Source organism: uncultured Flavobacterium sp. (genome assembly GCF_963975515.1).
Taxonomy (GTDB): domain Bacteria; phylum Bacteroidota; class Bacteroidia; order Flavobacteriales; family Flavobacteriaceae; genus Flavobacterium.
In genome coordinates this window covers 64141-87316 of record NZ_CAXBGY010000005.1, presented here as the reverse complement: position 1 = coordinate 87316, position 23176 = coordinate 64141, and the positions used below count along the sequence as shown (strand labels likewise).

General features: G+C 29.7%; 24 protein-coding genes. 11 read left to right on the top strand and 13 right to left on the bottom strand.

Annotated features, from left to right (window positions below):
• The first annotated feature begins 2 nt into the window (after positions 1–2).
• Entirely contained in the window at positions 3–1724 is a 1722-nt protein-coding gene (locus AAC008_RS07650; RefSeq protein WP_339888500.1) for a M14 family zinc carboxypeptidase, read from the top strand.
• 9 nt (positions 1725–1733) lie between these two features.
• On the opposite strand, the gene AAC008_RS07645 is transcribed toward AAC008_RS07650, so the two are convergent.
• The 3 genes from AAC008_RS07645 to AAC008_RS07635 form a co-directional block, all read right to left on the bottom strand.
• A complete protein-coding gene (locus tag AAC008_RS07645; RefSeq protein WP_339888498.1) occupies positions 1734–2225 on the bottom strand; it encodes a phosphoribosylaminoimidazolesuccinocarboxamide synthase in 492 nt (163 codons plus the stop codon).
• 83 nt (positions 2226–2308) lie between these two features.
• Entirely contained in the window at positions 2309–2572 is a 264-nt protein-coding gene (locus tag AAC008_RS07640; protein ID WP_339888496.1) for a heavy metal-binding domain-containing protein, read from the bottom strand.
• Between the two features lie 88 nt (positions 2573–2660).
• On the bottom strand, positions 2661–3254 hold the full coding sequence (locus AAC008_RS07635) for an NUDIX domain-containing protein (RefSeq protein WP_339888494.1): 594 nt from the start codon (positions 3252–3254) through the stop codon (positions 2661–2663).
• A 7-nt stretch (positions 3255–3261) separates the two neighbouring features.
• Here AAC008_RS07635 and pyrE point away from each other — a divergent pair, with 7 nt between their 5' ends.
• The 7 genes from pyrE to AAC008_RS07600 all read left to right on the top strand — a co-directional run bounded on the left by pyrE (position 3262) and on the right by AAC008_RS07600 (position 10294).
• Entirely contained in the window at positions 3262–3906 is a 645-nt protein-coding gene (gene pyrE / locus AAC008_RS07630; RefSeq protein WP_339888492.1) for an orotate phosphoribosyltransferase, read from the top strand.
• Between the two features lie 70 nt (positions 3907–3976).
• Positions 3977–4369 (top strand): SRPBCC family protein, encoded by a 393-nt coding sequence (locus tag AAC008_RS07625; RefSeq protein ID WP_339888491.1) that lies wholly within the window; start codon positions 3977–3979, stop codon positions 4367–4369.
• A 101-nt stretch (positions 4370–4470) separates the two neighbouring features.
• A complete protein-coding gene (locus AAC008_RS07620; RefSeq protein ID WP_339888490.1) occupies positions 4471–5823 on the top strand; it encodes a DEAD/DEAH box helicase in 1353 nt (450 codons plus the stop codon).
• A 273-nt stretch (positions 5824–6096) separates the two neighbouring features.
• Positions 6097–8025, top strand: a complete 1929-nt coding sequence (locus AAC008_RS07615) for a BatA and WFA domain-containing protein (protein ID WP_339888489.1) — start codon at positions 6097–6099, stop codon at positions 8023–8025.
• 41 nt (positions 8026–8066) lie between these two features.
• Positions 8067–9320, top strand: a complete 1254-nt coding sequence (locus AAC008_RS07610) for a dihydroorotase (protein WP_339888488.1) — start codon at positions 8067–8069, stop codon at positions 9318–9320.
• Positions 9320–9649 carry a hypothetical protein gene (locus AAC008_RS07605; RefSeq protein WP_339888486.1) on the top strand — a complete coding sequence of 110 codons (330 nt, stop codon included), beginning with the start codon at positions 9320–9322 and terminating at the stop codon, positions 9647–9649. Before AAC008_RS07610 ends, AAC008_RS07605 begins: the two co-directional genes overlap by 1 nt.
• 3 nt (positions 9650–9652) lie before the next feature.
• The gene (locus AAC008_RS07600) at positions 9653–10294 is read left to right on the top strand and encodes an alpha/beta hydrolase-fold protein (RefSeq protein WP_339888484.1); all 642 of its coding nucleotides are present in this window, start codon (positions 9653–9655) and stop codon (positions 10292–10294) included.
• Here the strand turns inward: AAC008_RS07600 and AAC008_RS07595 are convergent, their stop codons facing one another.
• From AAC008_RS07595 to AAC008_RS07585, 3 genes are read right to left on the bottom strand one after another with little or no spacing between them, the layout of a single operon-like run.
• A complete protein-coding gene (locus AAC008_RS07595) occupies positions 10295–10786 on the bottom strand; it encodes a hypothetical protein (RefSeq protein WP_339888482.1) in 492 nt (163 codons plus the stop codon). It abuts the gene before it with no gap.
• Between the two features lie 56 nt (positions 10787–10842).
• Positions 10843–11331 carry a hydrolase gene (locus AAC008_RS07590; protein WP_339888481.1) on the bottom strand — a complete coding sequence of 163 codons (489 nt, stop codon included), beginning with the start codon at positions 11329–11331 and terminating at the stop codon, positions 10843–10845.
• 13 nt (positions 11332–11344) lie between these two features.
• Positions 11345–12109 carry an MBL fold metallo-hydrolase gene (locus AAC008_RS07585; protein ID WP_339888479.1) on the bottom strand — a complete coding sequence of 255 codons (765 nt, stop codon included), beginning with the start codon at positions 12107–12109 and terminating at the stop codon, positions 11345–11347.
• Between the two features lie 81 nt (positions 12110–12190).
• Between AAC008_RS07585 and AAC008_RS07580 the strand changes: the two genes are divergently transcribed.
• Positions 12191–13645: a TonB-dependent receptor gene (locus AAC008_RS07580; RefSeq protein WP_339888677.1), complete on the top strand. Its 1455-nt coding sequence runs from the start codon at positions 12191–12193 to the stop codon at positions 13643–13645.
• Positions 13646–13764: 119 nt separating this feature from the next.
• Positions 13765–15183, top strand: a complete 1419-nt coding sequence (locus tag AAC008_RS07575) for a hypothetical protein (protein ID WP_339888478.1) — start codon at positions 13765–13767, stop codon at positions 15181–15183.
• 16 nt (positions 15184–15199) lie between these two features.
• Here AAC008_RS07575 and bcp read toward each other — a convergent pair whose 3' ends face one another.
• Positions 15200–15652, bottom strand: a complete 453-nt coding sequence (gene bcp / locus AAC008_RS07570; RefSeq protein ID WP_339888477.1) for a thioredoxin-dependent thiol peroxidase — start codon at positions 15650–15652, stop codon at positions 15200–15202.
• 79 nt (positions 15653–15731) lie between these two features.
• Between bcp and nth the strand changes: the two genes are divergently transcribed.
• The gene (gene nth / locus AAC008_RS07565) at positions 15732–16382 is read left to right on the top strand and encodes an endonuclease III (protein WP_339888475.1); all 651 of its coding nucleotides are present in this window, start codon (positions 15732–15734) and stop codon (positions 16380–16382) included.
• A 48-nt stretch (positions 16383–16430) separates the two neighbouring features.
• Here nth and AAC008_RS07560 read toward each other — a convergent pair whose 3' ends face one another.
• The 6 genes from AAC008_RS07560 to AAC008_RS07535 form a co-directional block, all read right to left on the bottom strand.
• Positions 16431–16574 (bottom strand): hypothetical protein, encoded by a 144-nt coding sequence (locus tag AAC008_RS07560; RefSeq protein ID WP_339888474.1) that lies wholly within the window; start codon positions 16572–16574, stop codon positions 16431–16433.
• Between the two features lie 142 nt (positions 16575–16716).
• Positions 16717–17301 carry a sigma-70 family RNA polymerase sigma factor gene (locus tag AAC008_RS07555; protein WP_339888472.1) on the bottom strand — a complete coding sequence of 195 codons (585 nt, stop codon included), beginning with the start codon at positions 17299–17301 and terminating at the stop codon, positions 16717–16719.
• A 224-nt stretch (positions 17302–17525) separates the two neighbouring features.
• Complete coding sequence (locus AAC008_RS07550) at positions 17526–19223, bottom strand: family 16 glycosylhydrolase (RefSeq protein ID WP_339888470.1); 1698 nt, start codon at positions 19221–19223, stop codon at positions 17526–17528.
• Positions 19224–19232: 9 nt separating this feature from the next.
• Positions 19233–20153 (bottom strand): glycosyl hydrolase family 17 protein, encoded by a 921-nt coding sequence (locus AAC008_RS07545; protein ID WP_339888468.1) that lies wholly within the window; start codon positions 20151–20153, stop codon positions 19233–19235.
• Positions 20143–21669 carry an MFS transporter gene (locus AAC008_RS07540; RefSeq protein ID WP_339888466.1) on the bottom strand — a complete coding sequence of 509 codons (1527 nt, stop codon included), beginning with the start codon at positions 21667–21669 and terminating at the stop codon, positions 20143–20145. Before AAC008_RS07540 ends, AAC008_RS07545 begins: the two co-directional genes overlap by 11 nt.
• Positions 21670–21686: 17 nt before the next feature.
• A complete protein-coding gene (locus AAC008_RS07535; RefSeq protein ID WP_339888464.1) occupies positions 21687–23174 on the bottom strand; it encodes a glycoside hydrolase family 30 protein in 1488 nt (495 codons plus the stop codon).
• Positions 23175–23176: the final 2 nt, after the last annotated feature.

The window sequence follows — 23176 nt, the reverse complement described above, 5'->3', positions numbered from 1 at the left end:
TCATGCGTTACATAATTACATTATTGCTTTTAAGCTCATTGTTTTCCTATTCACAAGAAAAATACTTGACACCTTTTGAAAAAGGAAACGGCAATCAATCGACAACTTATGAAGAATGTATTGCTTATTATCAGCAATTAGACAGTGCTTTTGAAACGGTTTATCTAAAAGAAATGGGTAAAACCGATAGCGGTGAACCTTTGCATATTGTGATATTTAACCCAGATAAACAATTTAGTTTTACGCAAATTAACAGAGATAAAGCGGTGATTCTTGTCAACAACGGAATTCATCCAGGTGAACCAGACGGAATTGACGCAACCATGATGTTAATTAGAGATTTGGCTACCAAAAAAGTTTCTGTTCCTAAGAACACAGTTTTAGTAGCTATTCCAGTATATAATATTGGTGGAAGTTTGAATCGAAATTCGCATTCGAGAGCCAATCAAAATGGTCCAGAAGAATATGGTTTTAGAGGTAATTCGAGAAATTATGACTTGAACCGTGATTTTATTAAAACAGATTCCAAAAATTCTAAGAGTTTTCAAGAAATTTTTCATTTGGTAAATCCAGATATGTTTATTGATAATCATGTGAGTAATGGTGCTGATTATCAATATACTTTTACGTGTATTGCTACACAACATCAACGTTTAGGTGGGAAATTAGGAGAATTTTATAAAACCGAAATGCATCCAGCCATCGTAAAAGATTTGCAGAAAAAAAAGATAGAAAGTGTTCCTTATGTAAACATTCACGGTGACAAACCTGATGATGGATTTGCTCAATTTATGGATACACCAAGATATGCAACAGGTTACACTACTCTATTTAATGCTATCGGTTCAGTTCCTGAAACGCATATGTTAAAAGATTTTTCAAGTCGTGTAAAAGTCACTTATGAATACATGGTTTCGAGTATGAATTATGTGGATAAAAACTATCAAAAAATCAAAGCCTTAAAAGCTGAAAATCTAGAGAATTATAAAGTGGGTAATCTTTATCCTTTACATTGGGAACTTGATTCTACAAAAATATCATACATAGATTTTAAAGGTTATGAAGGAGCTTACAAACCAAGTGATGTTTCAGGAAAACCAAGATTATTTTACGATAGAGCAAAGCCTTTTACCAAAAATATTCCGTTTTATAATGATTATAAATCGACTAAAGATGTTGTGATTCCAGCTTATTATGTGGTTCCAAAATCACAATGGACAATTTTAGATTTATTGCAAGTCAACCAAATTGAAATGATAGAAATTCAAAGTGATTCAGTAATTGAAGTCGAAAGTTATAAAATTGCTGATTATAAAACCTCTAAGAATCCTTATGAAGGACATTATGGTCATTACAATACCGTTGTCAGTTCAAAAGTAGAAAAGTTAAAATTCAGAAAAGGAGATTTTCTAATCAAAACCCAACAAAAAGGGGTCAAGTATTTAATGGAAACCTTAGAGCCAGAAGCCGTTGACAGTTATTTTAATTGGAATTATTTTGATCCAATTTTACAGCAAAAAGAATATTTTTCGGCTTATGTTTTTGAAGATTTAGCCAAAGAAATTTTAGACAAAAATCCAACTTTAAAAGCTGAATTTGAAGCTAAAAAGAAATCAGATGAAAATTTTGAAAAAAGTGGTGAAGCACAATTGGATTGGGTTTACAGACATTCTGTTTACTTTGAAAAAGCGTATTTACAGTATCCTGTTTATAGGGTTAAGTAAAATTAATAACTAAATTAAATTTTCTTCTTTAAAAATTTTTAAAGCTTTTTCTGTTTCATTTTTTCCATCTGAAAATGATCCTGGAAGCATTATTAATCTTTTATTTAATATATTATTTTCGTCTTTAAAATAAACCTCAAAGTAAGCTCTAGTTAAATAAGGTTTAGCCTTAATAAAAATAACTTTTTCAATTGAACTTCTATATATAAGTGGAGTTGTTGAAGAGTTTCTACTTGTTATAATTCCATAAACTAAATACAATCCAAGAGAAAGGAAAAGCAGCGAAAAAACATAGTCCTTATTAATAAAGACTGTATAAGATTTATATAATAAAAAAATTGAAATCAATCCATAAATGATTAAAACTCTATTTATGTTATTACTAACAACAACTTTACTAATGTCCCCTATTTTTCCATCTTTAGATAAAATAATTTTATCATTAAATACGTGGCAAAAACCAATTTTAGTTTTAAAGGCTTTATTTTCCTCTGAATTCATAAGTTACAACCGGTTTTAAAAAACAAATTTCACTAATTAATCTATGTGAATTAGTGAAATCTGTGTAAAATTTCTATAAAATATTAATGATCGTGACCTTCATGGCTTTCAGTATTTTCAACTAAATCCATTTCACAAACTGGACATTTCCCTGGTGCGTCATACGTTTTCCCTTTTTCACAATCCATTGGACAAGCATAACTTGCCATGTGCATTTCTTCTGCTGGCATTTCTCCTGTAGCTTCAACACTAGTTTCTGTGGTCACTTCTTCTTTTGCTTCTTCTTTACAAGACACAAATGTCAAAGTTGCAATAGCGAAAACAAATAGTACAATTGATTTTTTCATTTTAAACTAAATTTATTCCAGCATCTTAAATGATACTGCGTTATTAATCCATAAAATTAATGAATTATTTTCAAATTAAAAAAAGTGTTTATTTTTTATCTTCAAATAATAACTTAATGTTCTCATAAGAATTTTCTAAAAGTGCTGGAATTTCTTTTGGATCAACCCAAACTACTTTTTCAATTCCTTCATCTTCTTGACCTTTTGGAGTTCCTTCAAATGAAGAATTCATTTCATACCAAGTTGTTATTTTTAATTTATAACGACCATTTCGTTTAAAAACATGATACGTTTTTTGTAATTTCTCTACAATTGACAAACCATTTACACCTGTTTCTTCCTCAACTTCTCGCATGGCCGTTTGTTCCATGGATTCGTTTTTTTCAGTTCCTCCTTTTGGTAAATCCCATTTTCCATTTCTAAAAATAAATAATATGTCACCTTTTGCATTTTTTACCAATCCACCACCCGCTTTTACGACAGGTATTTTTGACTTCAAAGTCTTTAATAATAAGGACTCATCAGGATGATACAAAAAAGCTTTTTGAATTTTATTCTGAAAAATTTTAATGATAAGTTTTTTGATATCAATACTTTCCAATAGAAATAACTGAAAATCGGTTTCTTTTTCGACAATATTTGTTAAGAAAAGTGGCTTATCGTTCACAAAAACTTTATACATTTGCAATATGATTTTTAATAACAACACAGCACAAAAAACAGCCGAATTGCTTTTGCAAATTAACGCAATTAAATTAAATACAAAAAATTATTTTACTTGGGCTTCTGGCTGGAAGTCTCCAATTTATTGTGACAACCGTTTGGTATTGTCTTTTCCACCTATTCGAAATTACATTCGTGATGAATTTGCGAAACAAATTGAAAACCAATTTGGAAAGCCAGATGTCATTGCAGGTGTTGCAACTGGTGCCATTGGAATTGGTATACTTGTTGCCGAAGTAATGGGATTACCTTTTGTTTATGTTAGACCAGAAGCTAAAAAACATGGTAGACAAAATCAAGTTGAAGGTTTTTTACAAAAAGGTCAAAACGTTGTAGTCGTTGAAGACTTAATTAGCACTGGTGGAAGTAGTCTCATGGCTGTTGAAGCTTTACGTAACGAAGGTGCAAACGTTAAAGGAATGGCTGCCATATTTACTTATGGTTTTGATATTTCAAAAGACAACTTTAGGAAAGCAAACATCGATGTTTATACTTTAAGTGATTACAGCACTCTTTTAGCAAAAGCTATTGAAAAACAATATGTAACAGAAAAAGAAATGGAATCTTTAGTAGAATGGTCAAAAAGTCCTTCAACTTGGAATCAGGAATAGTTTTAGGTTATAGGGAAAATAATAAAAATACTTTGTGCCAAAGTGCCTTTGTAGTAAAAATAAAAATAAAATGAATTTAGAAAGTCCAAAAGTAAGTGTTGAAAAATCAGCTCAATATATTTTCGAAAAATTAACTGATGTTAAAAGTTTTGAAAAGTTAATGCCAGAGAACATTGCAAAATTTGAAGTAATTGATGAAAATTGTTTCGAATTTGGTTTAAAAGGTATGCCTGAAATTAAATTGGTAATGAAAGATAAAATTGAACCTACAAAAGTTGTTTTAGGAGCAGCAAGTAGTAAGTTACCATTTACTTTAACAGGGAACATTACTCCAATTGACGATTCAAAATGTGAAGTACAATTGCAATTCGACGGAGAGTTTAATCCAATGATGGCTATGATGATAAAAGGACCAATTGGAAAATTTATTGAAACATTAGCATCAAATATGGGGAAATTATAAAATTATCGACATAAAAAAATCAAAACCTTTCCTAACCGAAAGGTTTTTTTATGGCTAATACACAAAAAATAAAGTTGTAACTTTGCACAAAATACAAAAAAATGAATTCATTTTCTGAATTTGATTTACCAAAATCACTACAAAAAGCCCTTGATGAATTAGGTTTTGAAAAGCCTACTCCAATTCAAGCAAAAGCCTATAAAGTTATTCTCTCGGGAAGAGATGTTATGGGAATTGCTCAAACTGGAACAGGAAAAACATTTGCTTACCTTTTACCAATTCTAAAACAATGGAAATTCGTAGCAGATTTACATACGCCAAGAGTTGTAATTTTAGTTCCAACGCGTGAATTAGTAGTGCAAGTTGTAGAAGAAATTGAAAAATTGACAACCTACATGAATATCCGAACATTAGGAATTTATGGTGGTGTAAACATTAATACACAAAAAACTTCAGTTTATACTGGAACAGATATATTAGTAGCAACTCCAGGTCGAATTATGGATTTGGCTTTGGATAACGTTGTTCGTTTTGACACGTTACAGAAATTAGTTATTGATGAGTTTGATGAAATCTTAAACTTAGGTTTTAGAACACAATTGACAGCTATTTTATCAATGATGCGATCTAAAAAACAAAACATCTTATTTTCTGCAACTATGACAGAAGAAGTTGATGAATTGTTAGAACAATATTTCGATTTCCCATTAGAAGTTTCTTTAGCTCCAAGTGGAACTCCATTAGAGCAAATTAGCCAATACATTTATAGTGTTCCCAATTTCCTTACGAAGTTAAACATCCTACAACATATTTTAGAAAGCGAGGAAACTACTTCTCGTGTGCTAATTTTTATCAATAGTAAGCGTATTTCTGAATTAGTGGATGACTTTTTAGAAGAACATTTTCCATGTCAATTTGGTGTGATTAATTCCAATAAAACACAAAATTATCGTTTGAATACTATGGAAAGTTTTCAAAATGGTGAATTACGTGGTTTAATTACGACCGATATTATGGCTCGTGGATTAGATATTACTGATATTACACACATTTTCAATTTACAATTTCCTGATGAACCAGAACGTTATATTCACAGAATTGGTCGTACAGGTCGAGCAGACAAAGAAGGTGTTGCCATAAGTTTCATTGCACCAAAAGAAGAAGATATGCTTTTTGAAGTGGAAAAATTGATGAATCAAGAAATTGAAATCCTTGAAATTCCTAAAGACGTTGTCGTTGAAGTTCGAAAATTAGAGTTCGAGAAAGACAAAGTCAAAATGAAAGTGAAGAAAAAGAAAGAAGACAACGAAAGAGGTGCTTCTTTTCATGAAAAAAGTGAGAAAAACAGTAAAGTAAATCTTGGAGGACCAGGAAAACGATATAAAAAAGTTTCAGGTTCAACGAATCGAAATATGGAACGAAAACGTGATGCCAAGAGAAGAAATAAAAAGTAGTAATCAGTTGACAGAATACAGATTTTAGATTTTAGATTTTCAGACATAAGATGTTCAGATAAAAATTTGAATTGCCGTTCGGCTTTAGCCACGGTTTATAAAGTTTTAGAAAAAAGGCTTTAGCCAAAAGATAAATGATCTATTTTTGAATTTTATAATTGGTATTAGTATTGAATTTTGCAATTGAAATTGAAATTGATTTTTGCAATTGAAATTGCCCTTGAATTTTGTAATTGAATTTTAAATCGGTACTTTTGAAAAATTAAATTTTTGATGCAATTTAAACACCCAGAAATTCTATACTTTCTTTTTTTATTGGTAATTCCAATTATCGTTCACTTATTCCAATTAAGACGATTTAAAAAAGAGTTTTTTACGAATGTTAAATTGCTGAAAGAACTCCAAATTCAAACTCAAAAAAGTTCTACAATTAAAAAATGGTTGCTTCTTGCTACTCGTTTATTATTACTCGCAGCTTTAATTTTTGCATTTGCTCAACCTTTCTTTAAAGGAAAAGAGGATGACAAAAAGAACAACGAATTGGTTATTTTATTGGACAATTCTTTTTCGATGCAAGCCAAAGGAAATAAAGGTGAATTGCTAAAAAGAGCTATTCAAGAATTGATTGAAGAAACTCCAGAAACCAAAACTTTATCTTTATTGACAAGTACTGATGTTTTTTGGGACACCGATATCAAATCCATTCAAAAAGAATTACTGAATTTAAAATATAGTGGAACACCTTTTGAAATTGACAACCTAATTACAAAAGTGCAAGCTAAAAAACCAAATACATCTATTGATTATGTGGTTATTTCTGATGCAATAAATGTAGAGTCAAAGAAAACGACTTCGCTAGCTGAAGGAAATTCTCTTTACTTTATGGATGCCGTTGTTCAAAACAAAAACAATGTAAGTATTGAAAATGTTACGCTTTCGCAAAATTTAGATCAGTTTTATGAAATAAAAGTCACCTTAAAATCTTTTGGTGAACAAGAAAACGGAATTCCACTTTCAATTGTAAATGGTGCAAAAAATGTAGCCAAAACTATTGTGAATTTTAAAGAAAACGAACAAACTGTAATTTTTACTTTACCTAAAACGGATTTTCATGGATATGCTCAAATTCAGGATAAAGGGCTGAATTATGATAATACGTTTTATTTCAGCATCGAAAAACCTAAGAAAATTAAAGTCACAACAATTGGAGCAGCTGATAAAAATGCTTTTCTATCTAAGATTTATATTTCAGAAGAATTTGATGTAACTAATTATACTCTTTCAGAAATTAATTATAGTGAATTAGAAAATCAACATACAATTGTTTTGAATGAATTAGATGAAATTCCGAGTTCATTAGCTACAAATTTGAATGATTTTTATGCCAAAGGTGGAAACGTGATTATAATTCCATCAGCTTCAATTTCAGTTGAAAAATTAAATAGTTTGACGAATAAAGTTGGGAATTCAAACTTTACAGCTCTTCAAAATCAAGAAAAGAAGATTACTAAAATCAGCTTTTCACATCCATTATATCAGAATGTTTTTGAGAAGAAAATCACAAATTTTCAATATCCAGAAGTCAAACAAAGTTTTGTCATAAATTCAAAAGGTTTTCCTATTTTACAATTTGAAGATGGAAGTTCGTTTTTACAATCAACAAGCAATCAAATGGGAAGTATTTATACTTTTTCTGCACCGATTAATAAGCAAAATTCAAATTTTCAGAATTCACCTTTAATTGTTCCAACATTTTACAATATGGCTCAAACAAAAGGAAATTCAGGTAAATTATCACACATAATTGGAGAAAACGAAGTTCTTTTAATTGATGCAATTACGAGTAAAGATGAAGTTATTTCCATTCAAAATGAAGATGAAAGCTTTATTCCAATGCAACAAGTATTGAATACAAAAATCAAATTATCCTTAGGTGAGTTGCCAGAAAATTCAGGGAATTTTGCAGTCGAAAAGAAAGAAAATAAGTTAAAAAATATAAGTTTCAATTACTCCAGAACAGAAAGTGATTTAGAGGCGAAAAATGAAACGACTTTTGAAGATTTCACTAAAGTAAATGATATTTCAACAGTTTTTAATGAAATAGAATCATCACGAAGTTCTAAAGAATTTTGGAAATGGTTTATTATCTTAGCCTTACTGTTTTTGGTTAGTGAAATGCTGATTCAGAAATTCGTTAAATAGTAATTATAACTAAAACAACAACACAACTAAACAATTTTCAAATGAAAAATGTTATACTAAAACAAGCAACCATTATTGATTCTGAAAGTAAATTTCACCATCAAAAAATGGACATTACTATCGAAGATGGAACCATAACTTCCATTGACAAATCAGCAAAAAATCCTAACAAATTAGAAGAAATATCGTTAGATAATCTTCATGTTTCACAAGGTTGGTTTGATTCTTCAGTAAGTTTTGGAGAACCAGGTTTTGAAGATAGAGAAACTATAAGCAATGGATTAAAAGTTGCAGCAAAAAGCGGTTTTACCGATGTGGCTTTGCAACCAAACTCCTATCCTATTTTGGACAATCAGTCAGCTATTTCTTTTGTGAGGAATAAATCGAATGGTTTTGCAACAAATTTGCATCCAATTGGAGCTTTAACAAAAAATAGCGAAGGCAATGATTTAGCTGAATTATTCGATATGAAAAACGCTGGAGCAATCGCTTTTGGTGATTATAACAAGTCAATGGATAAAGCTAATATTCAGAAAATTGCTTTACAATATGTACAAGATTTTGAGGGTTTAGTAATTTCATTTTGCCAAGAAAAATCGTTGAGAGGAAATGGAGTTGTTAATGAAGGAATTGTAAGTACAAGATTAGGTTTAAAAGGAATTCCAGCCATGGCAGAAGAAATTGATTTGATTCGAAATTTGTCTATTTTAGAATATACTGGTGGGAAAATGCATGTTCCAACCATTTCGACAGCAAAATCTGTAGCTTTGATTAAAGAAGCTAAAAAGAAAGGATTGAATGTGACTTGTAGTGTTTCTGTTCATCATTTAACGTTGAATGAAACGGTTTTAGAAGGATTTGACTCAAGATATAAAGTTGCACCACCTTTGCAGACAGAAGCCAATAGAAAAGCTTTAATTAAAGGAATAACTGATGGAACAATTGATATGGTAACATCAGATCATAATCCCATTGACATTGAACATAAAAAACTAGAATTCGATTTAGCTAAAAATGGAACTATTGGTTTAGAAACTGCTTTTGGAATGCTTCAAAATGTTCTTTCAACAGAAAGCATAGTTGAAAAACTAGTGAATGGAAAAACAGTTTTTGGAATAGAAAAAAACACTATTGAAGTTGGAAATAAAGCTAGTATAAGTTTATTTAATCCAAATGATAAATCAGTTTTTACAAAAAAAAATATCCTTTCAAAATCAAAAAATTCAGCATTTTTAAGACAAACTTTAAAAGGAAAAGTGTACGGAATTTATAATAATGGAAAATTAGAATTATAATGGAAAATCAAGAAGACATCAACAAAGGGAAAAACATCGCAATTGTAAGTTACTTAACTATTATTGGAACTATAATTGCTATATTAATGAATAACGAAGACAAATCAGAATTTGCTAGATTCCATATTAGACAAGCATTAGGTGTTTTTATTTCATTCTTTTTACTAGGCTATTTTATTGGTTATTTTGATAGTTGGATGATAACTTCAGCTTTTTGGGTTTTTATTTTTGTGCTTTGGGTTTACGGATTTATTGCTGCATTAAATGGAGAAAAAAAAGAAATGCCAATTGTTGGTCCATTCTTTCAAAATATTTTTAAAAGCTTATAATTTATGTCATTACATCACTTAGTTAGAGAACCAAAAGTTAAGTTAGCAAAAAATCCAGCCATAATTTTATTACATGGTTATGGAAGTAACGAAGAAGATTTATTCTCCTTTGCAACCGAAATTCCAGAAGAATATTACGTAATTTCTGCTCGTGCACCTTATGACATGATGTATGGAAGTTACGCTTGGTATGCCATAAATTTTGATGCTGATGAAAATAAGTTTTCCGATTTAGATCAAGCTAGAAGTTCACGTGATTTGATTGTTGAATTTATAGATGAATGTGTTTCAAAATATGCTGTTGATGCTGAAAATATAACTCTTTTTGGCTTTAGTCAAGGAGCAATTTTGAGTTCAGCTATAGCTTTATCTTATCCAGAAAAAATTAATAAAGTTGCCGCTTTAAGTGGTTATTTGAATAAAGAAATTGCTACAGAAGATTATCTAAAAAATAATGTTTCAAAAGTAAAATTCTTTGTTTCTCATGGAACTGTTGATCAAGTAATTCCAGTTGATTGGGCTAGAAAAACTAAACCTACTTTAGAAAATTTAGGAATTGATGTAGTCTACAAAGAGTATCCAATTGGACATGGAGTTTCACCACAAAATTTTTATGACTTTAAAGATTGGTTGCTGAAGAATTAATTATTTTTCTTCAACATCTGAACCAACAACTGCTTTAATGGCTGTTTCGGCAGCTCTGTAAATAATTGAGTCATTTACAGATAAAGTGTAACCTGTTTTTATAGAAAGCTTGTAGTTTTTTTGCAAGAAATCCTCTTTTTCTGATTTTCTTGTAAAATAAATTGATTTAGGTAAGTCTTGTAAAAAAACTTCTGCTTTTAATTTATCTTCATTCAAAAGAACATAAGCACTTTTAGATGGTTCTAAATTAGCTAAATCATCAATTGGATTTAGTCGATAACCTTCATCTGAAATTCGAATACAGTCGTCTTTAATAATTGACCATTTATAACCAGCTTCTTTAATACAACCGTTTTTATCTTTTTCAATTGCAATTCCTAATTCTGGTACCGAATCAATTTTAACCATAGTATTAATTTCCTTTTTCTTCAATACATAATCGCAAGAAGTCAAGAAAGAAAATAAAAAAAATAAAAGCAAAAACTTTTTCATGGTCTAATAATTGAATGCTAAATTTAGTAAAAAAAAATTAATATTTTAATTAATTTTTATAAAGTTGACGTAAATAAAACGGTATCAATCGTTTCAAATTCAGTTGGTTTATCGCCAACAATGAAGTATTTTAAAAGAAGTTCCCCCCAAATTTTTCCATTAGAAAATTCGGCAATTACCCATCTATGATTCACCATTTTAATTCTACTTACTAAAAAAGGTTTTCCGTCAATCATATCATACGGAATTAATGGATTCCCTGCTTTGTTTGCATTTAAAGCATTGATATCGTTGTTAACTCTTTCAATAACTTTAGTATAATCCATGTCTTTATTATAAAAATATTCTTGTGCATTATCATTATTCTTCAAATCAAATGAATTATTTTCAGAGAATAATTTTAATGAATCACGAGAAATTTTTAAATGTTTTTTTGAATCCACTACTTGCTTTTGTTTAGCATCTAAAATCTTATTAGAATTAACATATTGAAAAATATTAATCAACAAAGAAAAAATGAATAAGTATAAAATTGTATTCTTCATAACTATAAATGTATTATATTTTGATTTCTAAATTGTCATAGGCTATATAAACGTTTTCAGGAAGATTTTGTTGCACTTCTTCATGAAAACCTAACAAATGACTTATATGTGTTAAATAAGCTTTTTTGGGTTGGACCAAATGTATAAAATCTAACGCTTCTTTTAAATTAAAATGTGTATTATGCTGTTCTTCTCTTAATGCATTAATTACTAAAACTTTGACACCAATTATTTTTTGAATTTCAGTTTTTTCAATGGTTTTAATATCTGTCAAATAGACAAATTCATCAATTTTATATCCAAAAACTTGCAAATTTCCATGCATAGCGTTAATTGGAGTAATAGTTTTATAGTTTATTTGGAAATTCTGATTTTTTAAAACCTCTTTTTTTAAAACGGATGGTGCACCAGGATATTTATTTTCATCATTAAAAATATAATCAAATCTTTTGGATAAATTATCTAAAACGCGTTGATGCCCATAAACTGGAATATTGCCTTGTCGGAAAAAAAATGGACGAATATCATCTAAACCAGCTGTGTGGTCTGCATGTTCATGGGTAAATAAAATAGCATCAATTTGGGTACATTTTGAAGTTAACATTTGTTGCCTAAAATCTGGTCCACAATCAATTACGACTGAAAAGTCTTCATCTTGTATCCAAACAGACACACGTAACCTTTTATCTTTACTATCTGAGCTTAAACAGACGGAATGATTGCTTCCTATAACTGGAATTCCTTGTGATGTTCCTGTTCCTAAAAAATAGATCTTCAATTTATAATTTTTATGTAAAAATAACTAAAAAAAAATTATATAATAAGTACCTTTGTAAAACGTTTTACTATAAAAACAACTATTGTGACTGAAATTAAATTAAGAGGAGACAAAGAGATAGAACAAATACCTTCGTTAAAAGATAAAGCATTGCGCATAAATCTGAACGAACACATTTATGGAACTTTTGCGGAAATTGGTGCTGGACAAGAAACTGTTCGTCATTTTTTTAGAGCAGGTGGTTCTTCGGGAACAATTGCAAAAGCAATGTCTGCATATGACAAAGACTTTAGTGATGCCATTTATGGTGATGAAGAAGATGGTAGGTATGTAACTGAAAGTCGTTTGCGCAAAATGTTAGCTCATGAAACTGAGCTTATGGAACAACGTTTAAATCGTGAGACTCATCCAAATAAATTATTTTTTAGTTATGCAAATACAGTTGCAACAATTGATTTTGCTAAAAAATTTAAAGGTCACGGTTGGGTTGGTATTAATTACCAAGTTGAACCAAATGAAGCCTATAATGAAATAATTTTACACATTCGTTTTAAAGAAACGGATGCAAAATTACAACAAGAAACACTAGGAACATTAGGTGTGAATTTAATTTATGGTGCTTTTTATAAATATGACGATCCTAAAAAATTATTGCGTTATTTATATGACCATTTAGATAAAGATCAATTAGAGATTGATTCTGTAAACTTTTCTGGACCACGTTTTGAAAATGTTGACAATCGATTAATGAGTTTGCAATTGGTTAAAAACGGAATGACTGATGCCGTAATGTTTAATCCAGAAGGAAAAAACATCCTTCCTGCAGCTGTTTTATACAAGAAAAACATCCTTGCATTAAGAGGAAGTTTTAGACCTGTTACTAAAGTAAACATGAACATGTACAAACGATCGTTAGAAATGTTTGTGCAAGAAAACAAAGTTGATAAAGACAATACATATGTGATTTTTGAGATTACGTTATCTAATTTACGTTCTGAAGGAGAAATTGATGAACGTGACTTTATGGATAGAGCAGAATTGCTTTGTTCATTAGGACAAACGGTAATGATTTCAAATTTCCAAGAATATTATAAAGTGGTTGAATATTTCTCTACATTTACGAAAGCTCGTATGGGATTAGCCATGGGTGTAAATAACCTAGTCGACATCTTTGATGAAAAATATTACCGTCATTTAAGTGGTGGAATTTTGGAAGCTTTTGGAAAACTATTCTATAGAGATTTAAAAGTATATTTATATCCAATGGAAGGAGAAGATGGTGAAATCATTAATTCTCAAAACTTAAAAGTTCATCCACGTATGAAAGAGTTATATAAATTCTTTGCTTACAATGGAAAAGTCGTAGATATTGAAGATTTTGACAAGAAAAACCTAAAAATATTCTCAAGAGATGTTTTAAAGCAAATTTGTTCTAATGAACCTGGTTGGGAAAATAACGTACCAGAAGGTGTACCAGAATTAATAAAGAAAGATAATCTTTTTGGTTTTCATGAACATTGTGAAGTGAAAAATTAGAACCTTAAAATATATTTTTACAAAATCCTTATTTAAAATAATAATAAGGATTTTTTTTTATATTTGATTTGAATTTATCAAATTATATTTTAACAACTATTAAGATTAAAAAAACATCAATGAAAAAACAAAAAGGAACTAAGTTAACATTTTATTTTTCTGTATTACTTTTTACTCTTTTGTTTTTAGGATGCACTAGCGATGAAGATGAAAAGAATAATATTATAGAAACTAACAATCCAGTAGTAGAATCTCAAATAAATATGTCAGTTTCTAAGAGTACTATAAATTTTGGTTATATTGAAAATACTCATTCTTTTTTATTAACAAACATAGGTGATACTCCTTTTGACTGGAATTGGACAGAAATCTCTTCTACTACATTTTTATCAGCAAGTCCAAGTTCAGGAACATTAGCAGCTGGTAGTTCTATTGAAATATATTTGACTTTAGACAGATCAAATATGACTACACAAGTATATAATGTAGCCACCAAAATAAATAATAATAAAGGCCAATCATTGACTCAAATTATTGAAATAAGTAATTACACTGAAGAAAAATGGTTAATTGGAGGTAATGTTATCGATGCAGAATATGACAGAGTTAATGATGTAATGATAGTAGTTTCAGAAAATCCAAATCAAATTAGAAAGTTTAATATGTCAAATAATGTTGTAGAAACTTTATTATTAAACTATGTTCCTAAATGTCTTTCAATAAGTCAATCAGGAAATTATGCTGTTGTTGGGCATAACGGTAGTTTAAGTCATATAAATTTATCATCAATGACAATTGAAAATAATTTTGTAGTCACAACTGATGTTTATGATATTGTACTAGCTCCAAATAACTGGGCTTATATTACCTCTATTAATCAATATGAAAAAATGAGATGTATAAATTTGACAAATGGTCAAGAATTATTTAGTCAATATAACACCCCTTCTGCTAAATGCAAAATCAAGCTGCATCCTTCCGGTAATTATATTTATTTAACTTCTTATTATATACTTCCTTCAGACTTTTATAAATATAATATTTCAAATGGTATTGCTGAATTTCTTTATGACTCAATATATCATGGTGATTATGAATTTGGAGAAAATCTCTGGTTTTCAGAAAATGGGGATAAAATATTTGGCCAAGGTAAAAATGTTTTTAGTAGTTCTTCAACTCAATATAGTGATATGATTTATATTAATTCATTGGAAGAATTAGTTGGAGATAATAATAAAGTTATAGACATAATGGACATTCACACTAATTCACAAATGATTTATGCCCTTTTTATTTATGATCCTCATTCTTATGTATATATACCAAGCAATAAAATTAGAAAATATAATACTCAATTTTCATATATAAGTGAAGTTGAAATTCCTGATTTTATGTCCACAAACAGTAGTGGGGAAATTAATTTTCATGATTCCTCGGGATATTTTGGTTTTTTTAATACAAGTGGTACAAAATTTTTTGTATTAGTTAAATCATTTACGCTAAATCAATGGGCAATTGCTACAATAAATGTTACTTAAAAAATTACCAAAAAAACTACTTTAAAATCTGAGCAGCATGTTCTTTAGTTTTTACTTTTTCAATAACTTCATCAATAATTCCGTTTTCATCTATAATAAAAGTGGTTCTATGAATACCATCGTATTCTTTTCCCATGAATTTTTTTGGTCCCCAAACCCCGAATGCGTTTATGACACTTTTGTCTTCGTCAGCTAATAATGGAAAAGGCAAATCGTACTTTTCTTTAAATTTAGTTTGTCTAGCAGCACTATCGGCACTAACTCCTAATAAAGCATAATTTTGTGCTTCAAATCTATTGAAGTTATCTCTTAAGTCACATGCTTCTGCTGTACAACCAGGTGTACTTGCTTTTGGATAAAAGAAAACTACTAATTTTTTCCCTTTGTAATCAGCTAATTCATGTTTCTCTCCGTTTTGGTCTAATCCTGAAAAGTTTGGTGCTTTGTCTCCTGTTTTTAAAGTTGTCATTATATTGTAGTTTATGAATTGTTATTGAACTTGTACTTGAACTTGCAATTGTTTAATTTTACATTTCAAATTTACAAAAATGACTAAGAAAGAACGAGCAACTTTTGTTATAAATACGTTAAATGACTTATATCCTGAAATTCCGGTTCCGTTAGATCACAAAGATCCTTATACCCTTTTGATTGCTGTTTTGTTGTCTGCACAATGTACAGATGTTCGTGTGAATAAAATTACTCCACTACTATTTGCTAAAGCTGATAATCCTTATGATATGATAAAAATGTCTGTGGAAGAAATTAAAGAAATTATTCGTCCTTGTGGTTTGTCTCCGATGAAATCGAAAGGAATTCATGGATTATCACACATCTTAATCGATAAATATAATGGTGAAGTTCCTCAAAGTTTTGAAGCTTTAGAATCTTTTCCTGCTGTCGGACATAAAACAGCGAGTGTTGTTATGAGTCAGGCTTTTGGAGTTCCAGCTTTTCCTGTTGATACTCATATTCACAGATTAATGTATCGTTGGAATTTAACTAATGGAAAAAATGTAGTTCAAACTGAAAAAGATGCTAAAACTATATTTCCAAGAGAATTATGGAACGAATTGCACTTACAAATCATTTGGTATGGAAGAGAATATTCGCAAGCTCGTGGCTGGGATTTAGAAAAAGATATTATTACAAAAACAATTGGAAGAAAGAGTGTTTTGGATGATTATTATAAGAAATAGTATATCATTTACAATAAAAAATCCTGATAAGTTATATCAGGATTTTTTTTAATTAGCCATAAATTCAAAATTTTGTTTTCGTATTTTAACAACATTAAATGCTGCAGAATAACTTAAAATTAACCGAATTGTTTCTTTTTTTGGTAACATTTTTGAAGACGCTAATTTTTCTTTAGAGTAAATTTTTGCCATAAATATTTGTTTGTTTCTATTATAACGAGAATGAGAATTAAATATTGTATATAGGTTAAATTTATTTAATTCTTAAAAAAAAAGAACCATCTTGAGAATATCAAAATGGTTCAAAAAATTATATAACATAACTAAACAAATTCTAATTTGTCAAAACAATCTGGTTTTTCTCAATCAATTTTCTCAAATTCATTAGAGCATAACGCATTCTTCCAAGTGCAGTGTTAATACTTACACCCGTTTGTTCTGAAATTTCTTTGAAACTCAAATCTTCGTACATACGCATTACCAAAACTTCTTTTTGATCACCTGGTAACTCTTCAATCAACCGTTTTAAATCTTCTTCTACTTGTTCTGTTATCATTTGTCCTTCAATAGTTGAAGAATTATCTTTGATAAATTCAAAAATAGAATAGGTTTCTGTTTCTCTTGTCATCGGCATTTTCTTGTTCTTGCGATAATGGTCAACAATAAGATTATGAGCAATACGAATTACCCACGGAAGAAATTTACCTTCTTCGTTGTATGATTTTGTTTTAAGATTTTTAATTACTTTGATAAAAGTGTCTTGAAAAATATCATCACACAAATCACGATCATTTAATTTAGAATAAATGAAACCGTAAATTCTTGATTGATGTCTTTCAATTAATTGTGACAGGGCTTGTTCATTTCCTGCGACATACTGCTGCACTAAAATTCCGTCAGGGAGTTGATTATTAGCCATAATAATACCTTTTAAATTGGGGTTAAGTAAATTTTAAAAAGTATTTTTTTGCTATAGGCTAATTTTTGTGTTTATATATGGACCAAATGTAACATAATTTTTTCTTAAAATCCAAATATAATTCAAACTTTTATTCAAAACAGTGATAAAAACGCACTTTTTACTAAGAAAAATAACATTTTTACTGAAAGACATAAGAGAAAGAAATAGAATATTAACTAATTTTAATTAATAATCATTTTTTTAACTATTCTTCTATTTTCTGAATAAACAGTTAAAATATAAATTCCTTTTGATAAATTTCTCACATCTACTCTATTTGTATCTAATGAAGTCTTTAAAACTAAATTTCCAGTCATATTATGGATTTCGATTTTATCTATTTCATTCTTTAAAGAAATCTCTAAAAAGTCATTTACTGGGTTTATAAATTTGAAATCTAAAGAATTTGTAACTATATGATTATCTAAAGTACAATTATCACCAACTACATAATTAAAGTATTTAGTTACAGACAATCCACCTGCAAAAGCAAATTTTACGGCATAAGTTATTGTTGTTCCAATTAATTGATTTGTCAATGTATGTGTAAATTTATTTCCTGAAACATTTGTCATTTGAGTTTCTCCAAAAGGACTTTGTTTCCATAAAAAAGCAACAACACCTACTTTGTCTGTGTCTAGCATTTCGAATGTGATTTTTACATCGGTACTAATAGTTTCGAAATCATAAGTATAACCAATTGAAAAAGCACCTTGTTGAGCTTCTGTGTCTGTTCCAGAGCAGTTTAAATTTCCTAAAGTTGTAGCGTTTAAAAGAATTGGATTAGAAACATAATTATTTCCGGCTAAATCACTTGCAGCAATAGAAAAATTGTAATTTGTATTTGCCAATAGATTAGTAATAATTATAGATTTTTGAATTCCAGAAGCACTTGTTGAAGAAACTGTTATACCGTTATATGTAATATCATATTTAGCTGTACCAGAATTGTCATCTGCGTTTAATAACAATTCAATTGATGAACTTGTTATATTTCCGACAGAAGCTGTAAAATTTGTTGGTGCTTGTGTATCAACTGTAGTATTTTGATAAACTCTAACGTAGTCGATTTCCATTGTAGCTTGTGTAAAATTTGAAGGAATAGTTCCTGCAACTCCACCCATTGCAATGTTTAATAAAAAATATTGCTCTGCGTTATAAGGCCAATTACTTACATTTTTAACAGCAGGATTATAAGTGTAAAAAACTACACCATCAAGTAGAAATGAAATCTCATTTGGTGACCAGTTCATGGAATAAATATGAAAATCAGTTCCTAAATTATTAGCATTTATTCCACCTACATTTGTTGTATTTCCGAAAGATGATGGTGTATGAAGTGCACTTTGAATATAATTTACTGGTTGTGAAGGTGTTATTCCATATTCCATGATATCAATTTCTCCACATGCTGGCCAATTGGTAGTTCCATAGATGGCATCAAAAAAACCACCATCTTCATTTATGTTTTTTCCCAAGGTCCAAATTGCTGGCCAAGTACCTTGACTCACTGGAACTTTTGCTCTAACATCTATTCTTCCGTAAAGAAAAGCGAATTTAGAATTTAATCTTGCAGAAGTATATTGTTTTGTGACTCCTTGATTTGTATAAGATTCTTTTTTTGCAACGATATTAAGAAAACCTGCATCTACAAAAGAATTTGCAAGTTGATTAGTATAATGTTGCACTTCTCCATTATACCAATTTCCTCCTGCGGGAATTTGAGTTTGATGATGCCAATTAGTAGCATTAATAGCTCCGTTAGCATCAAATTCATCTGACCAAACCAAATCATTATAAACAACATCTACTTGAGCATAAAGCTGTTGAAAATTAATTATAAATAAAAAGATGTAAAACAGATGAGTAATTTTTTTCATACTAAAATTTTAAAATTTTAATTTTTCGTTTTTATCCCAAATTCCCCAATGAGCACCAACTTCGCCTTCTGGACCTGTTTTCCATGATTCATCAAAAGAAGAAAAATAGAAAATATCAATATTTGCTTCTTTTGACCAAAGTTGAGAATTGATAAAGTACTTCATAGCATTATCTTTTGAAGGATGAGAGCCTTTGAAACTTTCCCCATTACTAGGCCAACCTGTTTCGGTAATAATTACTTTTTTATTTTTTCCGGCTTCTAAAGCTTGATAATACATACTTTTCATGTGTGCCAATGAATAATCTATATCACTTCCTTCCCAATAAGGATAACAATTGGTTAATATAACATCACAAGCTTCTGTTATTCTAGGTTTTATGGTAAATTCGTAATAAGCATCAACATATCCGACAGGAATATTGGAAGGGATTTCTTTTTTAACTTTTGCGATAAAATCTAACAATTCATCTTCCGACAAATCTTTTCGATACATTACTTCGTTACCTACTGCTGCAATATCTACATAACCTTCTTTGGCTAATTGGATTAAAGCTTCAATTTCTTTTTCGTTTTTTTCTGCATCGTCTCCTAACCAAGCACCAACTAATGTTTTTATTCCAAACTCACGTGCAATTATGGGAACTAGTTCGTTTCCTTCTGTACATGAAAACGATCGCACCCATTTGGTATAAGGAGCAATGATTTTCATTCTTCTTCTTACTTGATCTTCAGAAATAATATCACCAGGTTGTTGACCGTCTTCATACATGCTGAAACAAAGTCCATACATACCTTCTTCAAAAGTTTCTTTAAATAAATTATGAACTTCTTCTTCTGTTTTATCTGAAAAGTCTAAACCTACGCCATAATCTGGATTGGAATAATCAACATTTTCTGAATAATCAATATAATCTCTTCTAAATGACATTTTTTTCTGTTTTTATTTTTTTTGCTGCACGTCTTTCTTCTAATTCTTTCTTTATTGTACTTACTTCGTCTTCATTTAACTTATAATTCCACATAATCCAAACCGCCAAACCAGCTGTTAAGGAAGGGATTATAATGTCAGCTATACGTAAACTATTTAAAGTGTCAGCTGCTTGTACAGAATTTCCTGCATCAAATCCAACCAGAGATAAAACTAAACCACCTAACGCAAGTGCTATAGACTGACCGATTTTTACCATCCACCAATATACAGCTCCAAATGTTCCTTCACGTCTAGGTAATCCATTTCTTAATTCATCTAAATCGCAAACATCTGCTGTCATACTCATCATCAAAGTAAACAACCCTCCTAATCCAAAAGCCATAAAAGGAATTGGTAATAGTAAAATTATTGGCATTTCTAGAGAAAATTTGACAACTCCAATTTGAAGAATTACATCATTAAAAAGAACTGCCGTATTTTCATCAACTACTACAAAACCCCACCATTTTAAAATGTAACCAATAATAGAAATAAAAGTTGAAATTATAAAAGCATTCTTTTTTCCATACTTATTAGCCAACCAAGAAACAATTGGAATTATTAAAACAGCAGTTAAAAAAGCACCTAAAATTGTAAATATTGCAGGAACTGTTCCAGCCAACTCATAACTTCCATTATACATATAAAAAACTATTATAAAATAACTAAATGAGGCTACTAATTGAAAACCGTTAAACACTAAAAAAGTGGCTCCACACAAACGCATAAAAGGCATATTTTTAGTCATGTTTTTTATGTTATTCCATAAAATAACAAGATTATTTCCTAATTCTTTAAATGACAATTTTGCTTTACTTTCATTATCTGAAACGTCTAATTCTTTACAAAAAATAGCTGGCAATATTCCAAAACACAAACAAGTAAATCCAACAAAAATTGATAAAGTTCTTACGCCATCAGCTTGAGATTCAAACAAATCTTTATTGGCAATTAGAACCCAAAAAAGTGGTACAATCATCCAAGAAACTTGACCTACACTATTTGCAATTCCCATTAATCGAGTTCTTTCTTTGGTGTCGGATGTCATTTCATAACCCATACCAATAAGTGGTGTTGAGAATATTGTATTAGCAAAAATAAATAATATTGAAAATGATAAGAAATACCAAAAATTATAAGTTGATCCATTGTCTTCAAACATTTGCCATTGTATGATAAATAAAATTGCTGATAAAATTGCCCCTACAAAAATATAGGGTCTTCGTCTTCCCCATTTTGAAGTTGTATTATCAGTAATGAATCCCATTATAGGATCGGATAATGCATCAAAAAATCTAGGAATTGCAGCTAATAATCCAGCTATTGCAGGCTCAATTCCAAAAGCTGTAATTAAGAAAAATGAAAAAACTCCTAATGCTCCTGGTAATAAATTATTTACTAAATGTCCTGAACCAAATGCTGCTTTTTGCAACAGTGGTATTTTATTTGTTTGATTTGAAGGAAGATGAGCCATATTTGTTTTTTATTTTATTATTTAATCACAACCGTTTGCAAAGCTTTTGCAGGAATTGTGATGATACTTTTCTTATTATTTAATTTAATTTCAACTGAATAACTAGTTTCTGTTGGATTAAAAATAGCTACTGCAATACTTCCGTCTGGATTTTGCACAGCTGTAGAAACTACCTCATTTGAATCAATTACACATCCAATTTTAACTGCACCTGGACGCATGAATTTACTAAAATGTGCCATCGTATAATATAAAGGTGTGAAATATACTTCATCTTTTTCTGGATCAACAATAACCGGAGCAACACACCAGTTTTTGAACCAATTGGGCCCACCTTGTCGGTCTAAAACCATATTCCAATCAATCCAACCGTCTACGTGATTGTTTAAGCAACCTATGATATCATTGGCGTAACGATTTACTGGAGCGTATTTTGGGTGTAAATATTTGTCTTTTTCACTTGCCCAGTCCCAACCCCAATCGGTAGCTTCTTTTTTCCAATACCAAGCATCATCTTGCCAATGTGGAATTTCAGAATCTATGCAGCCTTCTGTTTCAATTAAGTATTTGCTAGGTGCTTTTTTATGTGCATATTGCAAATATTCTGGAAAAACTTCAAAAGTACTTTCATACCAATGAATAGCCATTCCTGCAAAGTATTTAGAAGACTTTTCATCTCTATACATTTCGTCAGCCCATTCTTTAATTCCAGCTCGGTTTTGGTCATAACCGAATATTTTAGTGTTTCCCCAGCCGTCATTTTCTAATTTTGGACCTAAATGATTTTGAACAAAATCGGTCATTTCTTTTGGAGAAAAATGAGTACTTTCCCAATTATTTCCATTTCCGTGAGGTTCGTTGATTACGGTTACACCCCAAATATCAATTCCTTCTTTCTTATAAGCCGTTAAATATTTAGAAAAATATAAAGCAAAAACATCATTGTATTCGGGTAATAATTTTCCACCTACAAAATTTTTATTGTCTTTCATCCAAGGTGGACAAGACCATGGTGAAGAAATAATTTTAAATCCGTCTTTAGAAATTCCTTTTGCATCTAAAATCATTGGAATTAAATCTTCTCTATCATCTTCAATAGTAAAATTTTCCAAAGTCATGTCGTTTTCGACTTTAGCATAAGTATAATTGCTTAATGAAAAGTCGCAAGAAGCTATATGAGTTCTAGTTAACGAGTAATTTGCACCTTCTTCACTAAAATAAGCATCTAGTACTTTTTTACGATTTTCTTTGCTCAAACGATTGAGTAAATAAGCTGAAGATTCTGTAAAAGAACCTCCAAAACCAGTAATTGTTTGAAATTTTTCATCTGAATTTAAGTCAATAGTAATTAGACTATCACTTTTAGCAAATTCTGTAACTTTTGTTAAAGCATTTCCTGCTTTAGAAGTTTCATAAACCTCTACTTGTAAAGCATCATTTTTTTTATCACAATTGATCATTGTCAAAATTAAAAAGGTGAAAAATAAGTGTTTTATATAGTTCATAA